This is a genomic window from Bradyrhizobium sp. WSM2254, from assembly GCF_000472645.1.
GTDB lineage: Bacteria > Pseudomonadota > Alphaproteobacteria > Rhizobiales > Xanthobacteraceae > Bradyrhizobium > Bradyrhizobium niftali.
Window position 1 is genome coordinate 1 of sequence record NZ_AXAB01000035.1, and the last position, 18,364, is coordinate 18,364.

General features: G+C 65.2%; 16 protein-coding genes and 1 pseudogene. 13 read left to right on the forward strand and 4 right to left on the reverse strand.

What is annotated here, in order from left to right; genetic code table 11:
* The first annotated feature begins 534 nt into the window (after positions 1-534).
* Together A3M7_RS0124920 and A3M7_RS0124925 are read left to right on the forward strand one after the other, a co-directional pair.
* Entirely contained in the window at positions 535-1,098 is a 564-nt protein-coding gene (locus tag A3M7_RS0124920) for a hemerythrin domain-containing protein (protein WP_027546350.1), read from the forward strand.
* Between the two features lie 200 nt (positions 1,099-1,298).
* On the forward strand, positions 1,299-1,517 hold the full coding sequence (locus A3M7_RS0124925; protein ID WP_027546351.1) for a hypothetical protein: 219 nt from the start codon (positions 1,299-1,301) through the stop codon (positions 1,515-1,517).
* Between the two features lie 77 nt (positions 1,518-1,594).
* Here A3M7_RS0124925 and cax read toward each other — a convergent pair whose 3' ends face one another.
* Both cax and A3M7_RS0124935 read right to left on the reverse strand, forming a co-directional pair.
* Positions 1,595-2,695: a calcium/proton exchanger gene (gene cax, locus A3M7_RS0124930; RefSeq protein WP_027546352.1), complete on the reverse strand. Its 1,101-nt coding sequence runs from the start codon at positions 2,693-2,695 to the stop codon at positions 1,595-1,597.
* A 321-nt stretch (positions 2,696-3,016) separates the two neighbouring features.
* A pseudogene (locus tag A3M7_RS0124935) lies at positions 3,017-4,077 on the reverse strand (isocitrate/isopropylmalate dehydrogenase family protein).
* A 174-nt stretch (positions 4,078-4,251) separates the two neighbouring features.
* Here A3M7_RS0124935 and A3M7_RS0124940 point away from each other — a divergent pair.
* On the forward strand, positions 4,252-5,640 hold the full coding sequence (locus A3M7_RS0124940) for an MFS transporter (RefSeq protein WP_027546353.1): 1,389 nt from the start codon (positions 4,252-4,254) through the stop codon (positions 5,638-5,640).
* Between the two features lie 5 nt (positions 5,641-5,645).
* On the opposite strand, the gene A3M7_RS0124945 is transcribed toward A3M7_RS0124940, so the two are convergent.
* Positions 5,646-7,262 carry a B12-binding domain-containing radical SAM protein gene (locus A3M7_RS0124945; protein ID WP_027546354.1) on the reverse strand — a complete coding sequence of 539 codons (1,617 nt, stop codon included), beginning with the start codon at positions 7,260-7,262 and terminating at the stop codon, positions 5,646-5,648.
* A gap of 314 nt (positions 7,263-7,576) precedes the next feature.
* On the opposite strand from A3M7_RS0124945, the gene A3M7_RS0124950 reads away from it, so the two are divergent.
* The 10 genes from A3M7_RS0124950 to A3M7_RS0124995 all read left to right on the forward strand — a co-directional run bounded on the left by A3M7_RS0124950 (position 7,577) and on the right by A3M7_RS0124995 (position 16,728).
* On the forward strand, positions 7,577-8,026 hold the full coding sequence (locus tag A3M7_RS0124950) for a (2Fe-2S)-binding protein (protein ID WP_027546355.1): 450 nt from the start codon (positions 7,577-7,579) through the stop codon (positions 8,024-8,026).
* A gap of 11 nt (positions 8,027-8,037) precedes the next feature.
* Complete coding sequence (locus A3M7_RS0124955) at positions 8,038-10,224, forward strand: xanthine dehydrogenase family protein molybdopterin-binding subunit (RefSeq protein WP_027546356.1); 2,187 nt, start codon at positions 8,038-8,040, stop codon at positions 10,222-10,224.
* A 45-nt stretch (positions 10,225-10,269) separates the two neighbouring features.
* Positions 10,270-11,553, forward strand: a complete 1,284-nt coding sequence (locus tag A3M7_RS0124960) for an NAD(P)/FAD-dependent oxidoreductase (RefSeq protein WP_027546357.1) — start codon at positions 10,270-10,272, stop codon at positions 11,551-11,553.
* Complete coding sequence (gene soxX / locus A3M7_RS0124965; protein ID WP_027546358.1) at positions 11,546-11,995, forward strand: sulfur oxidation c-type cytochrome SoxX; 450 nt, start codon at positions 11,546-11,548, stop codon at positions 11,993-11,995. Before A3M7_RS0124960 ends, soxX begins: the two co-directional genes overlap by 8 nt.
* Before the next feature lie 8 nt (positions 11,996-12,003).
* Complete coding sequence (locus A3M7_RS0124970) at positions 12,004-12,471, forward strand: SoxY-related AACIE arm protein (protein WP_027546359.1); 468 nt, start codon at positions 12,004-12,006, stop codon at positions 12,469-12,471.
* Positions 12,471-12,788, forward strand: coding sequence for a thiosulfate oxidation carrier complex protein SoxZ (gene soxZ, locus A3M7_RS0124975; protein ID WP_027546360.1), 318 nt, complete (start codon positions 12,471-12,473; stop codon positions 12,786-12,788). The genes A3M7_RS0124970 and soxZ overlap by 1 nt, the downstream gene beginning before the upstream one ends.
* On the forward strand, positions 12,785-13,564 hold the full coding sequence (gene soxA / locus A3M7_RS0124980) for a sulfur oxidation c-type cytochrome SoxA (RefSeq protein ID WP_027546361.1): 780 nt from the start codon (positions 12,785-12,787) through the stop codon (positions 13,562-13,564). The genes soxZ and soxA overlap by 4 nt, the downstream gene beginning before the upstream one ends.
* An 82-nt stretch (positions 13,565-13,646) precedes the next feature.
* Positions 13,647-14,972 carry an ABC transporter substrate-binding protein gene (locus A3M7_RS0124985; protein ID WP_027546362.1) on the forward strand — a complete coding sequence of 442 codons (1,326 nt, stop codon included), beginning with the start codon at positions 13,647-13,649 and terminating at the stop codon, positions 14,970-14,972.
* Positions 14,969-15,907, forward strand: a complete 939-nt coding sequence (locus A3M7_RS0124990; RefSeq protein ID WP_027546363.1) for a carbohydrate ABC transporter permease — start codon at positions 14,969-14,971, stop codon at positions 15,905-15,907. The genes A3M7_RS0124985 and A3M7_RS0124990 overlap by 4 nt, the downstream gene beginning before the upstream one ends.
* Positions 15,904-16,728 (forward strand): carbohydrate ABC transporter permease, encoded by an 825-nt coding sequence (locus A3M7_RS0124995; RefSeq protein ID WP_027546364.1) that lies wholly within the window; start codon positions 15,904-15,906, stop codon positions 16,726-16,728. Before A3M7_RS0124990 ends, A3M7_RS0124995 begins: the two co-directional genes overlap by 4 nt.
* A gap of 42 nt (positions 16,729-16,770) precedes the next feature.
* On the opposite strand, the gene A3M7_RS0125000 is transcribed toward A3M7_RS0124995, so the two are convergent.
* The gene (locus tag A3M7_RS0125000; RefSeq protein WP_245284315.1) at positions 16,771-18,297 is read right to left on the reverse strand and encodes a hypothetical protein; all 1,527 of its coding nucleotides are present in this window, start codon (positions 18,295-18,297) and stop codon (positions 16,771-16,773) included.
* Positions 18,298-18,364: the final 67 nt, after the last annotated feature.

Here is an 18,364-nt window from a genome sequence, read left to right on the forward strand (position 1 = left end):
GGAACAGTGCGAAGTGAGGAGCTATCGATGACGTAACAACCCTTACCCGCCGAGGTCTGCGAGAGGATGAGACGACGATGGAGAATCGGTCTTCCCGGCGCAGGTGAACCCTGGTGACCCAAATGGCCCGGTCGAGGCCTGTCCGCTAACCAGATCACATGCGCGCTGATATCCATGATGGCCCGGAGCACGCGCTCCAAACAGAGGCCGGATACATTGATGCAAGACCGTATCCACCGGATCGTCGAAATCTTCTTGCACCCCACGGCCGGACCATACATTTGGGTCAAACTGAGAAGTCCGGGCGCTCAGCCGGCAGGTCGGCTTTACCCCCAAATCCAGACAAACCGCTGCATCGGACCAACTGAGCCATGGCCCAAAACCAGACATCCCGTTCGTGACGCGGCAACAGGCGGCTTAGAACAGGCGGATGGCGCACCATACGTCCGGAACTTGATTTAGCGCAAAAGAGCTGAGGCGACTTGGGGCTAGGCTTTTCAAGCTTCTCAATCGGTCACCTTGTGGATCGCAGCAATGATCATTGAGCGCTTAAGCCAAGAGCACCGCAATATCGAGAAACTGCTCGCCATCCTTGAGCGGGAACTTGAGGTTTTCGACCGCGGCGACCGCCCCGACTATGAGGTGATTGGCGCGGTTATCAGCTACTTCGAACTATACCCGGAGGTTTACCACCATCCTCAGGAAGACCTGGTCTTCGCCAAGTTGAAAATTCGCGATCCGGGCGCGGCTGCGAAGGTCGGTGATCTCGCTCGCGAACACCAGAAAGGGGCCGATCTTTTGCGCCGGGTCGCTCATGCGATCGACAACGTGCTCGCGGGTCAGGAAGTCCTTCGGCAAGATGTGGATGCCATCGTTCGCGATTTCATAGAGCACGAGCGGCGCCACATCATGAAGGAAGATCGCGATTTCTTTCCCGCCGCCCTGGAAGCTCTCGAGCCTGAAGATTGGACGGAGATCGCTTCGGCCATGACCAATCCTGAGGATCCGCTGTTCAGCGAGGCCGCCGAAGAGACGTTCGACGCGCTACGGGCGCGCATCTTGCAGTTGGAACAGGAAGCCGAAGCCGAACGGCACTAGTCAAGCTCATCCGCATTGCGCCGATCGGACTCAATCTCCGGGAGGCCAAAAGCCTCGTCCTAATCGCCGCCGGTCACTTCCGGTGCGCCAGACGGGCCGACCCGCCCATGAGCGTGGGATTGGGCTTGGGGCCATCCAATCGCGCACCGCCCTATTTTGTGCTACCTAGTTGAACAAAAGGTAGCAGGAGGAAGCCAACGATGACTGACGATCAAGTCAATCGCGTCGTTCAGCACCTTTGCGAGCATATGCACCTGGCGCTCCGATTGAAGGACAGCGAGGCACATCCGCCAAACGCCAAGGATATTGGATTTGATTCCGCCTCTGTAAGAACTGTATTGCTGACCGGGTTGCGTACGGCGGGCGTCGCGATCAACCACGAGGCAGCCGGGGCGGGCGAAGAGCCGCCGTGGTCCTGAACGCAAAACGCGAGACAGAAGCTCCCGCCAATGTCTGAGTCGGGTCAGAAGCGGTCATGGCTGCCGGGCGACCGCCCTCATCCCTGGCCCGCCGGCGGGACGACATAAAGCGTCAGCGCAAAGACCGCATAAATGAAGATCATCAGCGCGCCGACGAACCATGCCGAGCGTCCGCTGGCCGTGATGAAGGTTGCCGTGACCGTTGAAATCATCACCATGGTGACGGCACCGGGCCAGAACTGCAGGTTCATCGGCGTGGGTCCGACGACATAGCTGAGCAGCACCAGCGCGGGTGCAACGAACAGCGCGATCTGGGAGGCGCTGCCGAGCGCAATGCCGACGACCATGTCGAGCCGGTTCTTGCGGGCCGCGCCAAGGGCAACTGCAAATTCGGCGGCGGCTCCGACCAGCGAGACGACGATGAAGCCGACGAAGGCCGGGCTCATCCCGAACGTTTCCGCCGCCTTCTGCACCGATTCCACGAAGATTTCACTCACGAGCGCGACCAGCACGGTGACGACCAGCAGCGTGCCGACCGCGATTCCGATCGGCCAGTGTGCCTCCTTGTCGTCGCCATCATCGGCGCTTGCGAACAATTCCTTGTGCGTCCCGAGCGAGAACAGCAGGCCGAGCGCATAAGCGATGATCAGCAGGACCGAAATGCCGACACTGAGCTTGTGAATGACGGCCCCTCCCTCGGGCAGATGATCGAGATCGGCGACCGCGGAAGGCGCAAGCAGGGCGACCGTTGCCATCAGCAACAGGCCCGACGAGAGCCGCGCGCCGGCGCGATTGTACTCCTGCACGTGGTAGCGCAGGCCGCCGAGCAGCAGGCAGACCCCCAACATGAACACCGCGTTGGTCACGATCGCCCCCGCAATCGAGGCCTTCACCAGCATGTACTGGCCTGCACGCAGCGCCGTGATGGCAATGATGAGCTCCGTCAGATTGCCGAGCGTTGCGTTGAGCAGTCCGCCCACCGCATCGCCGGTCTTGGCGGCGACCGCTTCGGTGGCGTGGCTGAGCAGGGCCGCCAGCGGCACGATCGCAAGCACCGCCAGCACGAAGAGGAGCGTGTGGGAATGCGGGGCAGCCGCCTCGGCCACCAGCACGATGGGCACGAAGACCAGCATCCAGAGCAAAGGGGTATCCCGGATTTCCCTGAGCAGGGTTTGCATGACGGCCGCCCTTTCCATGGATGCGCTGATGGAAGGGTCTGGCGGGCCTGCGAGGCGAGTATTGATCTGCCTCAACGTGGGCCGGAGGAGACGCGCCGCTTGGTGGCATGACGCGGACATCGCGCTTGATGAGAGGGCGCTCCGGTCCTGTCCTCGATCACCGGCACGATAGCATCATGCCAGTGTTTTGCCCGACGGGTCAACGTGATCGCGGTCACGAATGTCGTCGCGGCGCGACACGAAAATCCCTGGTCGATCAAGGGGCCTTCTACTGTGCATGGGGTTGTTTTTCGACTTTTTATTTTGGGCGGCGCAAGACCCTCACTCCGCCCGCAACATCTCCGCGATCGCAGCCCCCGCCGCGATCGTGCCGAGCCTGCCGCCGACATCGCGTGTCGCCCTGCCCTCGCGAAGCGCCTTCGCCACCGCCGCCTCGATCGCCCGCGCGGCCTCCTCAAAGCGGGCGGCGCCGCTGTTTTCGCCGTACCAGCCGAGCAGCAAGGCCGTCGACAGGATCAGCGACACCGGATTGGCGACGTCCTGCCCGGCGATGTCAGGGGCCGAGCCGTGCGCGGCCTGCGCCATGGCGTAGCGGTCGCCGACATTGAGCGAGCCGCCGAGGCCAAGGCTGCCCGAGAGCTCAGCCGTGAGGTCTGACAGGATGTCGCCGAACATGTTGGTGGCGACGATGACGTCGAAACGATCGGGATTGCGCACCACATGCGCCATCATGGCATCGACCAGGATGTCGTCGACTTCGAGGCCGGGATAGGCCTTCGCCGCCTCGCGGCAGATGTCCAGAAACATCCCGTCGCCGATCTTGAGCACATTGGCCTTGTGCACGATGGTGAGGTGCCTGCGCCGCTTCATGGCGAGACGGCAGGCCGCATGCGCGATGCGCTCGCAGCACAGACGCGTGATCCGGCGCAGCGAGATCACGACGTCAGGCGTGACCAGCATCTCGCCATTGCCCTGCTCCATGTTGCGGTCGGCGTAAACCCTTCGGTGTTCTCGCGCACCACGACGAGATCGAAATCGCCGAGGCGGCCGGGCCGCCCGGCATAAGTGCGCGCGGGCCTGACATTGGCGTAGAGGTCGAGGTTCTTGCGGAAGTGCCTGGACGGATTGATCTCGCCATGCGCCTCGTCCTTGAAGTCGAAGGTCGCGGTCGGGCCCAGGATCAGGCCGTCGGCGGCGCGGACGATGTCGAGCAGCTCGGGGCGCACCGTCGTGCCGAATTGTTTCAGGCTCGCATGGCCGACCGCATGCTCCTCCAGGCGAAGATTGAGCTGGAAGCGTTCCGAGGCCTCGCGCAGCACGAGCGATGTCGCGGTCGTGATCTCGGGTCCAATGCCGTCACCGGGCAGAACGACGATATGCATGACGGATCCCCTGAAATTGCAGCAGCTCGCGCGATCATACGCCAGCGCGCGGGCGCATCGCCTGACCTTCGCGCATACACAGCATGCAGGCATGTGCCTGTGGCAGCGGCCTTAAGCGTAGTACATGCCGAAAAGTCCCCTATGGCCACGCCGCCGGAGCAACGCGCTAACGCAATGACGATCACGTTACCTGCCGCCGCGCGCGAGCCCGACCACCCGATCGCCGACGGCCTGCCGGCCGCGCAGCGGCGCTGGGCGATTGCCGCCATCTTCACCGCGCTGGCGATGGCCTCGCTCGACACCGCGATCGCCAACATCGCGCTGCCCGCCATTGCCGCCGATCTGCATGTCACGCCGGAGCAGTCGGTCTGGGTCGTCAACGTCTACCAGATCGCGCTGGTGGCGACGCTGCTGCCGCTAGGGGCGCTCGGCGAGATCGTCGGGCACCAGCGCATCTATCTCGGCGGCCTGATCCTGTTCACCATCGCCTCGCTGTTCTGCGCGGTGGCGTGGTCGCTGGACAGCCTGCTGGTGGCGCGCACGCTGCAAGGCCTGGGAGCTAGCGGCATCATGAGCGTCAACACGGCGCTGGTGCGTTTCGTCTATCCCGGCCGGATGCTGGGCCGCGGCCTCGGCCACAACGCACTGGTGGTCGCAACCGCCTTCACCTTCGGGCCCTCGATCGCCTCCGCCATCCTCGCGCTCGGCCCGTGGCCGTGGCTGTTCGCCGTCAACATCCCCTTCGGCCTCGTTGCGATCGGCATCGGCTTTGCGATGCTGCCGAAGACGCCGCGCGCCGATCACGGCTTTGACTTTCTCGGCGCGATCCTGGCGTCTGCCTGCCTCGGCCTGTTCATCACGGGCATCGGCAGCGCCGCGCACAATCTGTCGCCTTTCGTCGTGGGCATCGAACTGGTCGCAGCCCTCGCGCTCGGCTTCATCCTGACGCGCCGGCACGCCGATCATCCGGCGCCGATGCTGCCGATCGACCTGTTCAGCCGGCCGATGTTCGCGCTGTCGGCGGCGACGGCCGTGTGCTCCTTCGCGGTGCAGGGCCTCGCCTTCGTCTCGCTGCCGTTCTATTTCGAGGATGTGCTGGGGCGCTCGCAGGTCGAGACGGGCTTCTTCATGACGCCCTGGCCGCTGGTGGTCGGCATCATGGCGCCGATCGCCGGGCGCCTGTCCGACCGGCATGCGGTCGGGCTGCTCGGCGGCATCGGGCTCGTGCTGCTCGGCCTCGGCATGGCCCTGCTCGCGCTGCTGCCGGCCAACCCTGCTATCCCCGATATCTTCTGGCGGATGGTTATCTGCGGCATGGGCTTCGGCTTCTTCCAGGCGCCGAACATGAAGACGGTGATGTCGAGCGCGCCGCCCCACCGCAGCGGCAGCGCCTCCGGCATCGTCGCCACCGCGCGCCTGACCGGACAGACGACGGGAGCCGCGCTCGCGGCGCTCTGCTTTGCGCTGGCCGGTCATGACGGTGCGACCGTCGCGCTGGCGCTCGGTGCAGGCTTTGCCGCGCTCGGCAGCGTGATGAGCTTCCTGCGGCTGGCGGTGAAGTAAGGCCTTCAGGCCAAGTGCCGCGCCGCCGTCACATCGATCGTTGCCGGCGGGATGATCGTCCCATCATCCAGCGCAGCGAGACGCGCGTCGATGGCTGCGATGACCTTGCGCGAGTACGGCCCGAGATGCGCATAGGCCGCGATCATCTGCACCGCGATCCGCGCCGATGACGTGTCGCGCTTGGCGCAGTTCATGAAGGTCTGCCAGAGCGGCCCGCGCGCTTCCGGAATGGCGGTGACCACGCGGTGCACCGTCTCCATCGCCCCGATCTTGGCGCGGATATCGCCCTCCGCAAGCTCGTGGCGCTGCCGCGAACGGTCGAGCAGCGTCATCAAGCGGTCGATGCGTCCAGCATAGGCAGCCGGACTGTAGATGCGTTCAAGCACCCGCTTGTAATCCATCAGGATGTCGCGCAACGGGCGCACCGGATCGAAGTTGATCCCATCCGTGCACTGATCGGCGCCGATGGTCGGCGCCAGATCGTGGCCCGGGTGCAGCCGGCCCTCGCGCTCCAGGCGGCGCGTCAGCTGCGTGTTCGGCAAGGCATAGAGCAGGCCGACCATGCTGACGGGGATCGCGGCCTCCTCGATGAATTCGATCATGGCCTCCGCCATCGAGACCTTCTCATTGTCGAAGCCGACGATGAAGCCCGCGGTGACGAGAATGCCGGCGGCGTAGATCTTGTGGATGCTCTCGGCGATGTTGCGCCGCGTGTTCTGCTTCTTCCGCATCGCGACCAGCGTCGCCGGATCCGGACTTTCGATGCCGACGAAGATGCCGAAGAAATTGGCCGCCCCCATTTGCTCCAGCAGCTCCGGATCGTCGGCGAGGTTGATCGAGGCTTCGGTCGAGAATTCGAACGGATAGCCGTGGGCGCGCTGCCATTCGGCGAGCTGCGGGAGGAACAGCCGCAGCGACTTCTTGTTGCCGATGAAATTGTCGTCGACGAAGTCGAGATGGCCGCGGTAGCCCATCTGGTAGAGCGTCTCGAGCTCGACGAACATCTGCTCGGCCGTCTTGGTTCGCGGAACGCGTCCGTAGAGCTCGATGATGTCGCAGAACTCGCAGGTGAACGGGCAGCCGCGCGAATACTGCACGCCGAGATAGAGATAGTCCTCGAATTTGAGCAGGTCGAACCGCGGCACCGGAGTCCCGGTGACGTCGGCCTGGAATTTCGGCGCGGTGAAGACGCCGGAGCGCACACCGCCCTCCCAGGCCGCGATGAATTCGTCGATGACACTCTCGGCCTCGCCGAGCACCCGGAAGTCGGCCTTCTCATAGATGTGGGGGCTGGAGGTCGGATCGGGACCGCCGACGACCACCGGCTTGCCCGCCGCGCGGCATAGTTCGATCAGGCGCAGCGTGTCGGCCTGCTGCGGCAGCATTCCGCCGGTGAAGACGACGTCGGCCCAGGCGAGATCCTCGTCGCTCAGGGGAGTCGTGTTGCAATCGATCAGCCGGACCGTCCAGCTCTTGGGCAGCATCGCGGCAACGGTGATCAGGCCGAGAGGAGCAGCGGGGCGCTTCACGCCCATCAGTTCGCACGACTCACCAAAAGTCCAGAACGACTCCGCCGTGAACAGCGGATAGAGCATCAGCACGTTGGGGCTCGGCACGTTCATGGAACTCCTTCTGGCTTCGACCCAGTGTAGCAGAGCATCTTCGTCTTGCACCCCGGCAAAAGGGACAAACTGTCGCTCGCTCCTGCGAGGGGAACACGCCGGACGTCGCCCCAGGCCCTGGATTGGCGCCCGGGGAGAGGCCACGCCCCGCCGAAACCGGGTACGGCACAACACCGCCCGCCCCTAAATCATCCTGCGACCGCGAAAATCTTCGACGGCCACCCCGCGGACTGTTGATTTGAACCGTTCCAGATTGCCGGACACATTGCGCCCCTGAGTCTAATCGGTGGATTGGGCCAATCAGGGGACTTGCGATGGCAAATCTAACAATAAACGGAAAAACCTTCACCCTCGACGTCGAGCCGGATACGCCGCTGCTCTGGGCGATTCGCGAGAATGCCGGCCTGACCGGCACCAAATATGGCTGCGGCATTGCACAATGCGGCGCCTGCACGGTTCACATCGACGGCGTCGCCACCCGCTCCTGCGGCGTTTCGGTCGCCGAGGCCGAGGGCAAGAAGATCACCACAATCGAAGGGCTCGCCTCCGGCAAAACGCTGCACAAGGTGCAGGAAGCCTGGATCGCGAAGGACGTTCCGCAATGCGGCTATTGCCAGAGCGGCATGATCATGGCGGTGGCGGCCCTGCTGAACGAGAAGCCGAAGCCGACCGATGCCGACATCGACGAGGCCATCACCAATATCTGCCGTTGCGGCACCTTCCAGCAGGTGCGCGAGGCGATCCACACGATCGCAAGCGCGTAAGGAGCCGCCCCATGAACAAGCACGTCTCTCCCAAGATGAACCGTCGTGCCTTCGTCATCGGCAGCGCCGCGGTCGGCGCGGGCCTCGCAATCGGCCTCGACCTTCCCTTCGGCGGTCCCGCCGTGGTGCGCGCCGCCGACGGCTCGCCCGAGATCGGCGCCTGGGTCGTGGTCAGACCCGACGACACCGTGGTGATCCGCATCGCCCGCTCCGAGATGGGCCAGGGCTCGCTGACAGGCCTCGCCCAGCTCGTCGCCGAGGAGCTCGAATGCGACTGGTCGAAGGTCACGACCGAATATCCGACCCCCGGCCAGAGCGTCGCCCGCAAGCGCGTCTGGGGTGATTTCTCGACCGGTGGCAGCCGCGGCATCCGCTCCTCGCAGGACTATGTCCGGAAGGGCGGCGCCACCGCGCGCGTGATGCTGATCCAGGCCGCCGCCGATTCGTGGAAGGTGCCTGCCTCCGAATGCACGGCCGCGAGGAGCGTCATCACCCATACGCCGACGGGCCGAACCACGACCTACGGCAAGGTCGCCGAGGCCGCGGCGAGGCTGACGCCGCCGGCCGACGTCAAGCTGAAGGACCCGAAGGACTGGAAGCTGGTCGGCAAGGGCGTGCTGCGCCTCGACACCGCCGACAAGACCACCGGCACGATGGTCTACGGCATCGACGTCAAGGTACCGGGCATGCTGAATGCCGCGATCAAGGACTGCCCGGTGTTCGGCGGCAAGCTGAAGAGCTATGACGAAGCCAAGATCGCCGGCATGAAAGGCGTCAAGAAGGTCGTCAAGGTCGGCGATACGGCGGTTGCGGTCGTTGCCGACACCTGGTGGCACGCCAAGACCGCGCTGGAAGCGCTGCCGATCGTCTGGGACGAGGGCGACAACGCCAAGGTCTCCAGCGAGTCGATCGCCAAGTGGCTGGCGGAAGGGCTCGACAACGAGCAGCCGGCTTATGTCGGCAACAAGAACGGCGACGTGAAGGCAGCAATTGCCGGCGCCGCCAGGAAGGTCGAAGCGGTCTACAACTACCCTTACCAGAACCACGCCACGATGGAGCCGATGAACGCCACCGCGCTCTACACGGCGGACAAATGCGAGGTCTGGTGCGGCACGCAGAATGGCGAGGCGGCCTTCGCGGCGGTGCTGGAGGCCTCCGGCCTGCCGGCGGAGAAGTGCGACGTGCACAAGGTGATGCCTGGCGGCGGCTTCGGCCGGCGCGGCCAGACCGACTACGTCCGCCAGGCGGTCATGATCGCCAAGCAGATGCCGGGCACGCCAATCAAGCTGTTGTGGTCGCGCGAAGAGGACATGGCGCACGGCAGGTACCACCCGATCACCCAGTGCAAGATGACCGGCGCGTTCGACGCCGACAACAACCTGGTCGCGCTGCACTACCGCCTGTCCGGGCAGTCGATCCTGTTCTCGCTCCGCCCCGAGGCGCTCCAGAACGGGATGGATCCGGCCGCATTCCAGGGCGTCGCCCAATCCGGCGAGGCGGCGTTCGGCTATTCGGTGCCGAACCTGCTGATCGAGCATGCGATGCGCAACCCGCACGTTCCGCCTGGCTTCTGGCGCGGCGTCAACGTCAATCACAACGCGATCTACATGGAATGCTTCATGGACGAGCTGGCCAATGCCGCAGGCCAGGACCCGCTCGAATTCCGCCGCAAGCTGATGGGCAATCACCCCAAGCACCTGGCGGTGCTCAATGCCGTGGCCGAGAAGATCGGCTGGGACAAACCGGCACCGCAGGGCGTCTATCGCGGCATCGCGCAGGTCATGGGCTATGGCAGCTACGTCGCCGGCGCCGCCGAGATCTCGGTGACCGATGGCAGCAAGATCAAGGTGCATCGCATCGTCGCCTCCACCGACCCCGGCTACGTCGTCAATCCGGCGCAGGTGGAACGGCAGATCGCGGGCTCCTTCGTCTATGGCCTGTCCGCGCTGTTCTACGGCGGCTGCACCGTCAAGGACGGCAAGATCGAGCAAACCAACTTCGACACCTACAACTCGATGCGCATCAACGAGATGCCGAAGGTGGAATCGGTGATGGTGCCGAGCGGCGGGTTCTGGGGCGGCGTCGGCGAGCCGACCATCGGCGTTGCGGCGCCGGCGGTGCTCAACGCGTACTTCGCCGCGACCGGCAAGCGCATCCGCTCCGTGCCGCTGCGCGACCAGAACATCACCTTCGCCTGAGAGAAGCCGCGGCGGCCACGACGGCCGCCGCGTCATTTTGCCTGGATGATCCCAATGAGTACGCGCCCGGTGACACGGCGGAATGCCGTGCTCGGCATCACCGCGGCAGCCGCAACGCTGGCGCGGCCATCGATTTCAAGGGCGCGGTCCGCGGGCCTCGTGGTCGTGGTCGGCGGCGGCTTTGGCGGTGCGGCCTGCGCGCGAGCATTGAAGCGGGCCAATGCGTCACTCGACGTCACGCTGATCGACGCGAACAGGGTGTTCACCGCCTGCCCGTTCAGCAACGAGGTGATCGCGGGTCTACGCAACATCCAACTCCAGCAATTCAGCTATGACAAGCTCGCCGCCGACGGCGTCTTTGTCGTCAGCGAGACCGCGACGAAGATCGACCCGCAGCAACAAAGCGTCACTGTCGAAGACAGCACCTCGTTCTTTTACGACCGCCTCGTGCTCTCGCCCGGCATCGACTTCCACGTCGAAGCCCTCCCCGGCTACGACGACGCGGCGTCGGAGAAAATGCCGCATGCCTGGAAGGCCGGCGCGCAGACGCTGCTGCTGCGCAGGCAGTTGGAGGCGATGGACGACGGTGGCACGGTCGCCATTGCAATCCCCGCCAATCCCTCGCGCTGTCCGCCGGCGCCCTACGAGCGCGCCAGCCTGATCGCGCATTACCTGAAGACGAAGAAGCCGCGCTCGAAGGTGCTGGTCCTCGATGCCAAGGACAATTTCTCGCAGCAGCGGCTGTTCGAGAAGGCCTGGAAGGAGCTTTACGGCGACATGATCGAACGCATCGCACTGTCGCAAGGCGGCCGCGTGACCTCCGTTGACGCACCGACGAAGACCATCGTCACCGAGTTCGGCAACTACACCCCTGACGTCGCCAACGTCATCCCGCCGCAGCGCGCCGGCCACGTCGCCCAGATCGCGGGCACGGCGGATGCGACCGGCTGGTGCCCGATCGATCCTGTGACCTTCGAGTCGAAGCTCGTCCGAAACGTCCACGTCATCGGCGATGCCTGCCTCGGCGGCGGCATTCCCAAATCGGCGTCGGCCGCGAGCGCGCAAGGCAAGGCCTGCGCCGCAGCGATCGTCAGCCTGCTCGCAGGCCGTGCCCCGGAGGCGCCGCGGCTCGCCGGTGTCTGCTACACCACGGTCGCGCCCGGTTACGGCTTCTCGCTCGCCGGCAACTACCAGCCCAGAGGCGATATCTTTGCCGAGGTCGAGGGGGGCGCGACCAGCCCGGTCGACGCCCCGCGCGAGCTGCGTGCCCGCGAGGCGACCGAAGCCGAGCGTTGGTTTCAAACCATCACGGCGGACACCTTTGGCTAGATTGACCGTCCATATCGCAGCGATGATCGCTGGTCTCACATTCGCCTGCGAAGCAGGCGCCGAGGAGCTCGCGCCCTACAAGATCGTCGGCGACAGCATTCCGGCTTCGCTCACCGGCACGCCCGGCGATGCCGCGCGCGGACGCGCGCTGGTGCTGGCGCGCACGACGACCTGCATCCTCTGCCATTCCGGCCCCTTCCCGGAAACGCGGTTCCAGGGCGACCTCGCGCCCGATCTGACCGGCGCCGGGAACCGGTGGTCGGTGAGCCAGTTGCGGCTTCGTCTGGTCGATGCCTCGCGCTTCAACGCGGCGACCATCATGCCGTCCTATTATCGCAATGACGACCTTGTCCGCGTCGGGCGCAATTTCGCCGGCAAACCGATATTATCGGCGGCGGAGATCGAGGACATCGTGGCCTATCTTGCAACGCTTCGGGACTAGGACTGCTCATGCCAACCACGCGACGACAATTCCTGAGCCTTGCCGGCGGCATCACCGCCGCCGGGACGATCCCGATCGTCACCCTGCGGCCGCTCGAGGCGACGCCCGCGATGCTCAGCGCGGCGGTCCGCAACGTCGTCGGTGAAGCCCAGATTCGCACCGGCAGGGTGAAGCTCGACATTCCGCCACTGGTCGAGAACGGCAACACCGTGCCGATGACCGTGAGCGTCGCAAGCCCGATGACGCCTGACGACTACGTCAAGAGCATCCACGTCTTCAACGAGAAGAACCCGCAGCCGAACATCGGCAATTTCCATCTCGGCCCCTCCTCCGGCCGCGCCCAGGTCTCGACGAGGATCAGGCTGGCCGACACCCAGAAGGTGGTCGCAATCGCCCGTCTCTCCGACGACACGTTCTGGCAGGTCGCCGCCGACATCGTCGTGACGCTGGCGGCCTGCACCGAGGAGCTGAACTGATGGCCGCGCTGATCAACGTACCGGCAAAGGCCAAGCGCGGCGACGTCATCGAGATCCGCACGCTGACCTCGCACATCATGGAAACCGGCTTTCGCCACACCGCCGACGGCCGGCTCGTGCCGCGCGACATCATCACGAGCTTCACCTGCCGCTACAACGGTGCCGAGATCTTTCGCGCCGACCTGTTTCCGGCGATCGCCGCGAACCCATACCTTTCGTTCTTCACGGTCGCGAAGGAGAGCGGCAAGTTCGAGTTCGAATGGACCGGCGACAACGGCTATTCGTCCACCGCGGCGGCATCGATCACGGTCGAATGAATTCCTGGCGCGCGATAGCGGTGGCGATACTGCTCTCCACGGGCCCCGCCCTACTCGCCGGCGAGATTGCGCCCGAGGCGCGCCGGTCCGGCTACGCTTTCATGGGGCCGGACACGCGTGCCATGCAGGATGACGACACGTCCAATCCGGGCATGCTGTTCGTGCTCGACGGCGAGACACTGTGGACGAAGAAGACCGGCAGCGCGGAGAAGGCCTGCGCGGATTGCCACGGCGATGCGCGAGGCAGCATGAAGGGCGTCGCGGCGCGCTATCCCGCTTTCGACAAAACACAGGGGCGCCCTGTCACACTCGATCAACGCATCAATCTCTGCCGCGCCAATCATCAGCAGGCAACGCCGCTCCCCTACGAGAGCCGCGACCAGCTGTCGCTGTCCGCCTTCGTCGCCCACCAGTCGCGCGGTGTCGCGATCACGGCTGGCGAGGATCCGCAACTCAGGCCGTTCGTCGAACAGGGCCGCGACCTCTTCATGCAGCGTGAGGGCCAGCTCAACCTTGCCTGCACCAATTGCCACGACGACAACTTTGACAAGCATCTCGCCGGTGCGCCGATCACGCAGGGACAGCCGACCGGCTATCCGCTGTATCGGCTGGAATGGCAGACGCTGGGGTCGCTGGAGCGGCGCCTGCGCAGCTGCATGTCCGGCGTCCGCGCCCAGGCCTACGATTACGGCGCACCGGAGCTCGTCGCGCTCGAGCTCTTTTTGATGTCGCGGGCGCGCGGCCTGCCGATGGAAACACCGGCCGTGCGGCCTTGATTCCTTCGAATTAGGACTAGGCAGGCGCGGCACGGTCGCTAGTATCCCTCCCAAAGACGATGAGTCACAGGGAGGACTTGAAGTGGTCGACTACAGAATCTCGCGCCGTACGCTCTTGACGGGCACCGCAGCGGCTGGCGCGCTCAGCCTGACCGGATTGCCGGCGCGCGCCGAGGTCAACTGGAAGAAATACGCCGGGACCAAGCTGGAGGTGATCCTCGCCAAGGGTCCGCGCGGCGACAACCTGCAAAAGAACATCAAGGAGTTCACCGATCTCACCGGCATCCAGGTGGAATCGGAGCAGATCCCCGAGCAGCAGCAGCGCCAGAAGGTCGTGATCGAGCTCACCTCGGGCCGGCCGAGCTTCGACGTCGTGCACATGAGCTATCACGTGCAGAAGCGGCAGTTCGAGAAAGCCGGCTGGCTCGCCGACATGACGCCGTTCATGAAGGATCCGACACTGACCGCGCCCGATCTCGTCGAGAGCGACTTCTCGGCCGCCGGCCTGCAATATGCCAAGAACGACAAGGGCCAGATGCTGTCGCTGCCCTGGTCGGTCGACTATTTCATCCTCTACTACAACAAGGAGCTATTCCAGAAGAAGGGCGTCGCTGTCCCGAAAACCTTCGACGAGATGATCGCGGCCGCCGAGAAGCTGACCGATCCCAAGGAAGGGACCTACGGTTTCGTCGGACGGGGCTTGCGCAACGCCAACATGACGTTGTGGACGAACTTCTTCCTCAATTGCGGAGGCGAATTCCTCGACGCCAAAGGTAACATCCTGACCGACGGTCCGGAAGCAATCGAGGCGACAAAAATCTACCAGACGCTGCTGACGAAGGTCGCTCCGCCCGGCGTCGTCGGCTTCAACTGGATGGAGTCGATGGCTTCGTTCACGCAAGGGCGCTCCGCAATGTGGATCGACGGCGTCGGCTGGGCGCCGCCGCTGGAGGATCCGGCCGCCTCGCGCGTCGTCGGCAAGGTCGGCTACATCGTCGTGCCTGCCGGACCGAAGGGACAATATTCAGCCACCTACGGCGACGGCCTCGGCATTGCCGCGGCGAGCAAGAACAAGGAAGCCGCCTATCTGCTCTGCCAGTGGGCGGTCTCGAAGAAGCAAGGCGCGCGGCTGCTGCAGGCCGGCGGCGGCGTGCCGTTCCGCAACTCGATCCTGAACGACGCTGAAGTCCAGAGCGGCGTGAAGATGCCCAAGGAGTGGCTGCAATCGGTGATCGATTCCGCCAAGATCAGCAAGCTGGGCCTGCCCGTGATCATCCCGGTCGCCGAATTCCGCGATCTTGTCGGCGCCGCAGTTACCTCGACCATCACAGGTACCGACCCCGCCACAGAGCTGAAAAAGGCCCACGACCAGTTTCGGCCGATCCTGGAGCGTAGCGAAAAGACGTGAGTGCGCTGACACAATCGACTCCGGCCGCGGCACAGTCCGATGCCGCGCCGGAGCAAGAGTTGCGGCCGCCGTCCTACTGGCCGTTCGTGGTGCCGGCGCTGGTCGTCGTGCTCGCCATCATCATCTTCCCGTGGGTCTTCACCATCTGGATGAGCCTGAACGAGTGGAAGGTCGGCTCGCCGACCACCTTCGTCGGGGTCTCCAACTATCTGCGGCTGACCAGCGATCCGCGCTTCATCGAGGCGGTGGGCCACACCATCGTCTACACCGCGCTGTCGGTGGTGCTGCCGCTGGTGCTCGGCACGTTCGCGGCCGTGGTGTTCCACCAGAAATTCGCCGGCCGCGGCTTCCTGCGCGGCGTCTTCATCATGCCGATGATGGCGACGCCGGTCGCCATCGCGCTGGTCTGGACCATGATGTTCCACCCGCAGCTCGGCGTGCTGAACTACCTGTTGTCGCTGGTCGGGATACCCGCGCAGCTCTGGGTGTTTCATCCCGCGACCGTCATCCCCTCGCTGGTGCTGGTCGAGACCTGGCAATGGACGCCGCTCGTGATGCTGATCGTGCTCGGCGGCCTCGCTGCAATTCCGACCGAGCCCTATGAGAGCGCGCAGATCGACGGCGCCAATCTCTGGCAGGTGTTCCGCTTCATCACGCTGCCGCTGATCATGCCGTTCCTGTTCATCGCCGGCATGATCCGCATGATCGACGCGGTGAAGAGTTTCGACATCATCTTCGCGATCACGCAAGGAGGACCCGGCTCGGCGTCGGAGACCATCAACATCTACCTCTACAGCGTCGCCTTCACCTATTACGACCTCGGCTACGGCTCGGCGATCGCGGTGGTGTTCTTCCTGCTGATCATCCTGCTTGCGGCTGTGATGCTGTATGCCCGCCAGCGCATGGTGTGGACCGAAATCGCGAGTGGCGCATGACACCTCGTCAGATCATCGGCAAGATCGGCCTGTGGCTTTCGGTGTTCGTCATCGTGTCGCCGGCAATCCTGTTCTTCCTCTGGATGCTGTCGCTGTCGCTCAAATTCGAGATCGACAACGCCGCCTACCCGCCGGTGTTCTTCCCCGAGCGTATCGCCTGGAAGAACTATGCCGACGTGCTCGCCTCCAACCGCTTCCTGACCTATTTCGTCAACAGCCTTGTCGTCACCGGCAGTGCGACCGCGCTGGCGTTGATCGTCGGCGTCCCCGCCGGCTACGGGATCGCGCGCATGGCTGCGCATAAATCCGCGATCGTGATCCTGATCGCGCGCATCACGCCCGGCCTGTCCTATCTGATCCCGCTGTTCCTGCTGTTCCAGTGGCTCGGATTGCTCGGCACGCTGGTGCCGCAGATCATCATCCATCTCGTGGTGACGGTGCCGATCGTGATCTGGATCATGATCGGCTATTTCGAGACGACGCCGCTCGAGCTGGAGGAAGCCGCGCGGATCGACGGCGCCACGCGCTGGCAGGTGTTTCGCCACGTCGCCCTGCCGATCGCCAAGCCGGGGATCGCGGTCGCCTTCATCCTCGCCGTCATCTTCTCCTGGAACAACTTCGTCTTCGGCATCGTGCTGGCCGGACGCGAGACGCGCACCCTGCCCGTCGCCGTCTACAACATGATCTCGTTCGACCAGTTGAGCTGGGGGCCGCTCGCGGCTGCCGCGCTGATCGTCACCCTTCCGGTGCTGCTGCTGACGGTGTTTGCGCAGCGGCAGATCGTGGCCGGGCTCACCGCGGGCGCCGTCAAGGGCGGGTGATCACCCGATGCCGCCAATCGTGGGGATGCGATCCTGGTGGGCTCACCAGCCCACGCGCAGGCCCACGCGTCCGCCGGCGACCTTCTCGTCCGGCCCGTAGCCGATGCCGCCGTTGAACTGCATGTTGCGATTGAGGCGGAGCGCCGCATTGAAGGCGAGACCGTTGGCTCGCTCGAAGGTCCCGTAGTTCATCGTCATGGCGAAGGTCTCGTCCGGCAGCAGCGTCGGCACGCCGGCCATGGCAAAGGCCACGGCGACGCCGCTGGTCGCCTTGCTGGTCCGCGCGCTGAGGTCGTCGAGCCGGCCGTTGATGCTGGCGAGCTGCGCATTGATGGCGCTGAGATCGCTCGTCGAGGCCAGGCCGAGATTGGCGAGCGTGGTGGTCGCGAGATTGCCGGCGCCGTCGGACGTGACAAGCTGCGTTGCGCCGCTTTGCGCGGCCTTGCTTGCCGACGAGGTGATGCCGGCCATGGTGTAGGTGTTGCCTGCCGTGCCGAACGCCTGCTGATTGGCGCGCGTCGCTGTGGCGCCGCTGCCGATCGCGGCGGAGTTGGTGAAGCCGGCGCTGGTGTTGTTGCCGACGGCGACGGCGTTGGCGCCTGCGACCGATACGGTGTTGCCGATCGCGATGCCGCCTGCCCCGGTCACGGTGGCCGTGTTCGCCATCACCAGCGCATTGGGCGCGTTGACGGCGTTGCCGGAGCCGAACACGGAGGAGCCGGCCGCGCTCGCGGTGCCGGCCACGGTGTTGTTGGAGCCGACCACGTTGACGTTGTCGCCCCGGCCGGTCTGGTTGGCGCCGTTGATCGTGTTGTTGTCGCCCAGCACGAAGCTGCCGTTGCCGTTCAGGGTGTTGGGGTCGCCGATCGCGAAGCTGCCATTGCCGCGGACGACCTGACCGGTGCCGAACGCGCCGCTGTTGCTGCCGGTGACGCTGTTGCTCGCACCGACCGCGGTGCTGTTGGCGCCGGTCACCACACTGTTGGAGCCGACCGCCGTCCCGTTCGTGCTGCCTGCATTGGCAATCGCCCACGCACCGACGGCCAGCGAACTGTCGCCGGCCGCATAGCTGCTGTTTCCGTACGCCGAGCTGGACATGCCGGTCGCGGTGCTCCAGCCGCCGGATGCGGTCGCGTAGTCGGCCGTGGCATGGGAGCTCGTCCCCACCGCCGTGGATATCCAGCCGGCAGCACTGCTGTTGGAGCCGACGGCAACGGCAAAGTCGCCGCTCGCATTGCTCACATAGCCGTAGGCGGAGCTCTCATAGCCGTAGGCCGCGCTCTGCGCCCCGGTGGCGGAGGTATATCGACCGCCCGCGTTGGCGCCATACCCGAGCGCGACGCTTTGCTCGTTGGTCGCCTGGCTCAGGGCGCCCGCGGCAAGGCTGAAATTGCCAAACGCGTTGCTCGACGAGCCATAGGCCGAGCTGGATGGGCCGCCGGCCGTGCTGCCGGCGCCGCACGCCGTACTTCCGGCAGAGCCTGCGCCTGCGCCGCCGGTGCTGTTGCTGGCGTCGACGCAGACGAACTGCGCCTGTGCGGATGGCGGATCGAGCAAGGCGCCGAGCACGATTGCCGCCGCTGCACAAATCGTCGCCGGCCGCGTGCGCCGCCACGCCGCCCTCCTGCCCGCTCGT

Excerpts from the sequence above, each read along its gene's own strand:
- A3M7_RS0124920 (WP_027546350.1), top strand. The coding sequence starts at position 535 with ATGATCATTGAGCGCTTAAGCCAAGAGCACCGCAATATCGAGAAACTG.
- A3M7_RS0124925 (WP_027546351.1), top strand. The coding sequence starts at position 1,299 with ATGACTGACGATCAAGTCAATCGCGTCGTTCAGCACCTTTGCGAGCAT.
- cax (WP_027546352.1), bottom strand. The coding sequence starts at position 2,695 with ATGCAAACCCTGCTCAGGGAAATCCGGGATACCCCTTTGCTCTGGATG.
- A3M7_RS0124940 (WP_027546353.1), top strand. The coding sequence starts at position 4,252 with ATGACGATCACGTTACCTGCCGCCGCGCGCGAGCCCGACCACCCGATC.
- A3M7_RS0124945 (WP_027546354.1), bottom strand. The coding sequence starts at position 7,262 with ATGAACGTGCCGAGCCCCAACGTGCTGATGCTCTATCCGCTGTTCACG.
- A3M7_RS0124950 (WP_027546355.1), top strand. The coding sequence starts at position 7,577 with ATGGCAAATCTAACAATAAACGGAAAAACCTTCACCCTCGACGTCGAG.
- A3M7_RS0124955 (WP_027546356.1), top strand. The coding sequence starts at position 8,038 with ATGAACAAGCACGTCTCTCCCAAGATGAACCGTCGTGCCTTCGTCATC.
- A3M7_RS0124960 (WP_027546357.1), top strand. The coding sequence starts at position 10,270 with ATGATCCCAATGAGTACGCGCCCGGTGACACGGCGGAATGCCGTGCTC.
- A3M7_RS0124970 (WP_027546359.1), top strand. The coding sequence starts at position 12,004 with ATGCCAACCACGCGACGACAATTCCTGAGCCTTGCCGGCGGCATCACC.
- soxZ (WP_027546360.1), top strand. The coding sequence starts at position 12,471 with ATGGCCGCGCTGATCAACGTACCGGCAAAGGCCAAGCGCGGCGACGTC.
- soxA (WP_027546361.1), top strand. The coding sequence starts at position 12,785 with ATGAATTCCTGGCGCGCGATAGCGGTGGCGATACTGCTCTCCACGGGC.
- A3M7_RS0124995 (WP_027546364.1), top strand. The coding sequence starts at position 15,904 with ATGACACCTCGTCAGATCATCGGCAAGATCGGCCTGTGGCTTTCGGTG.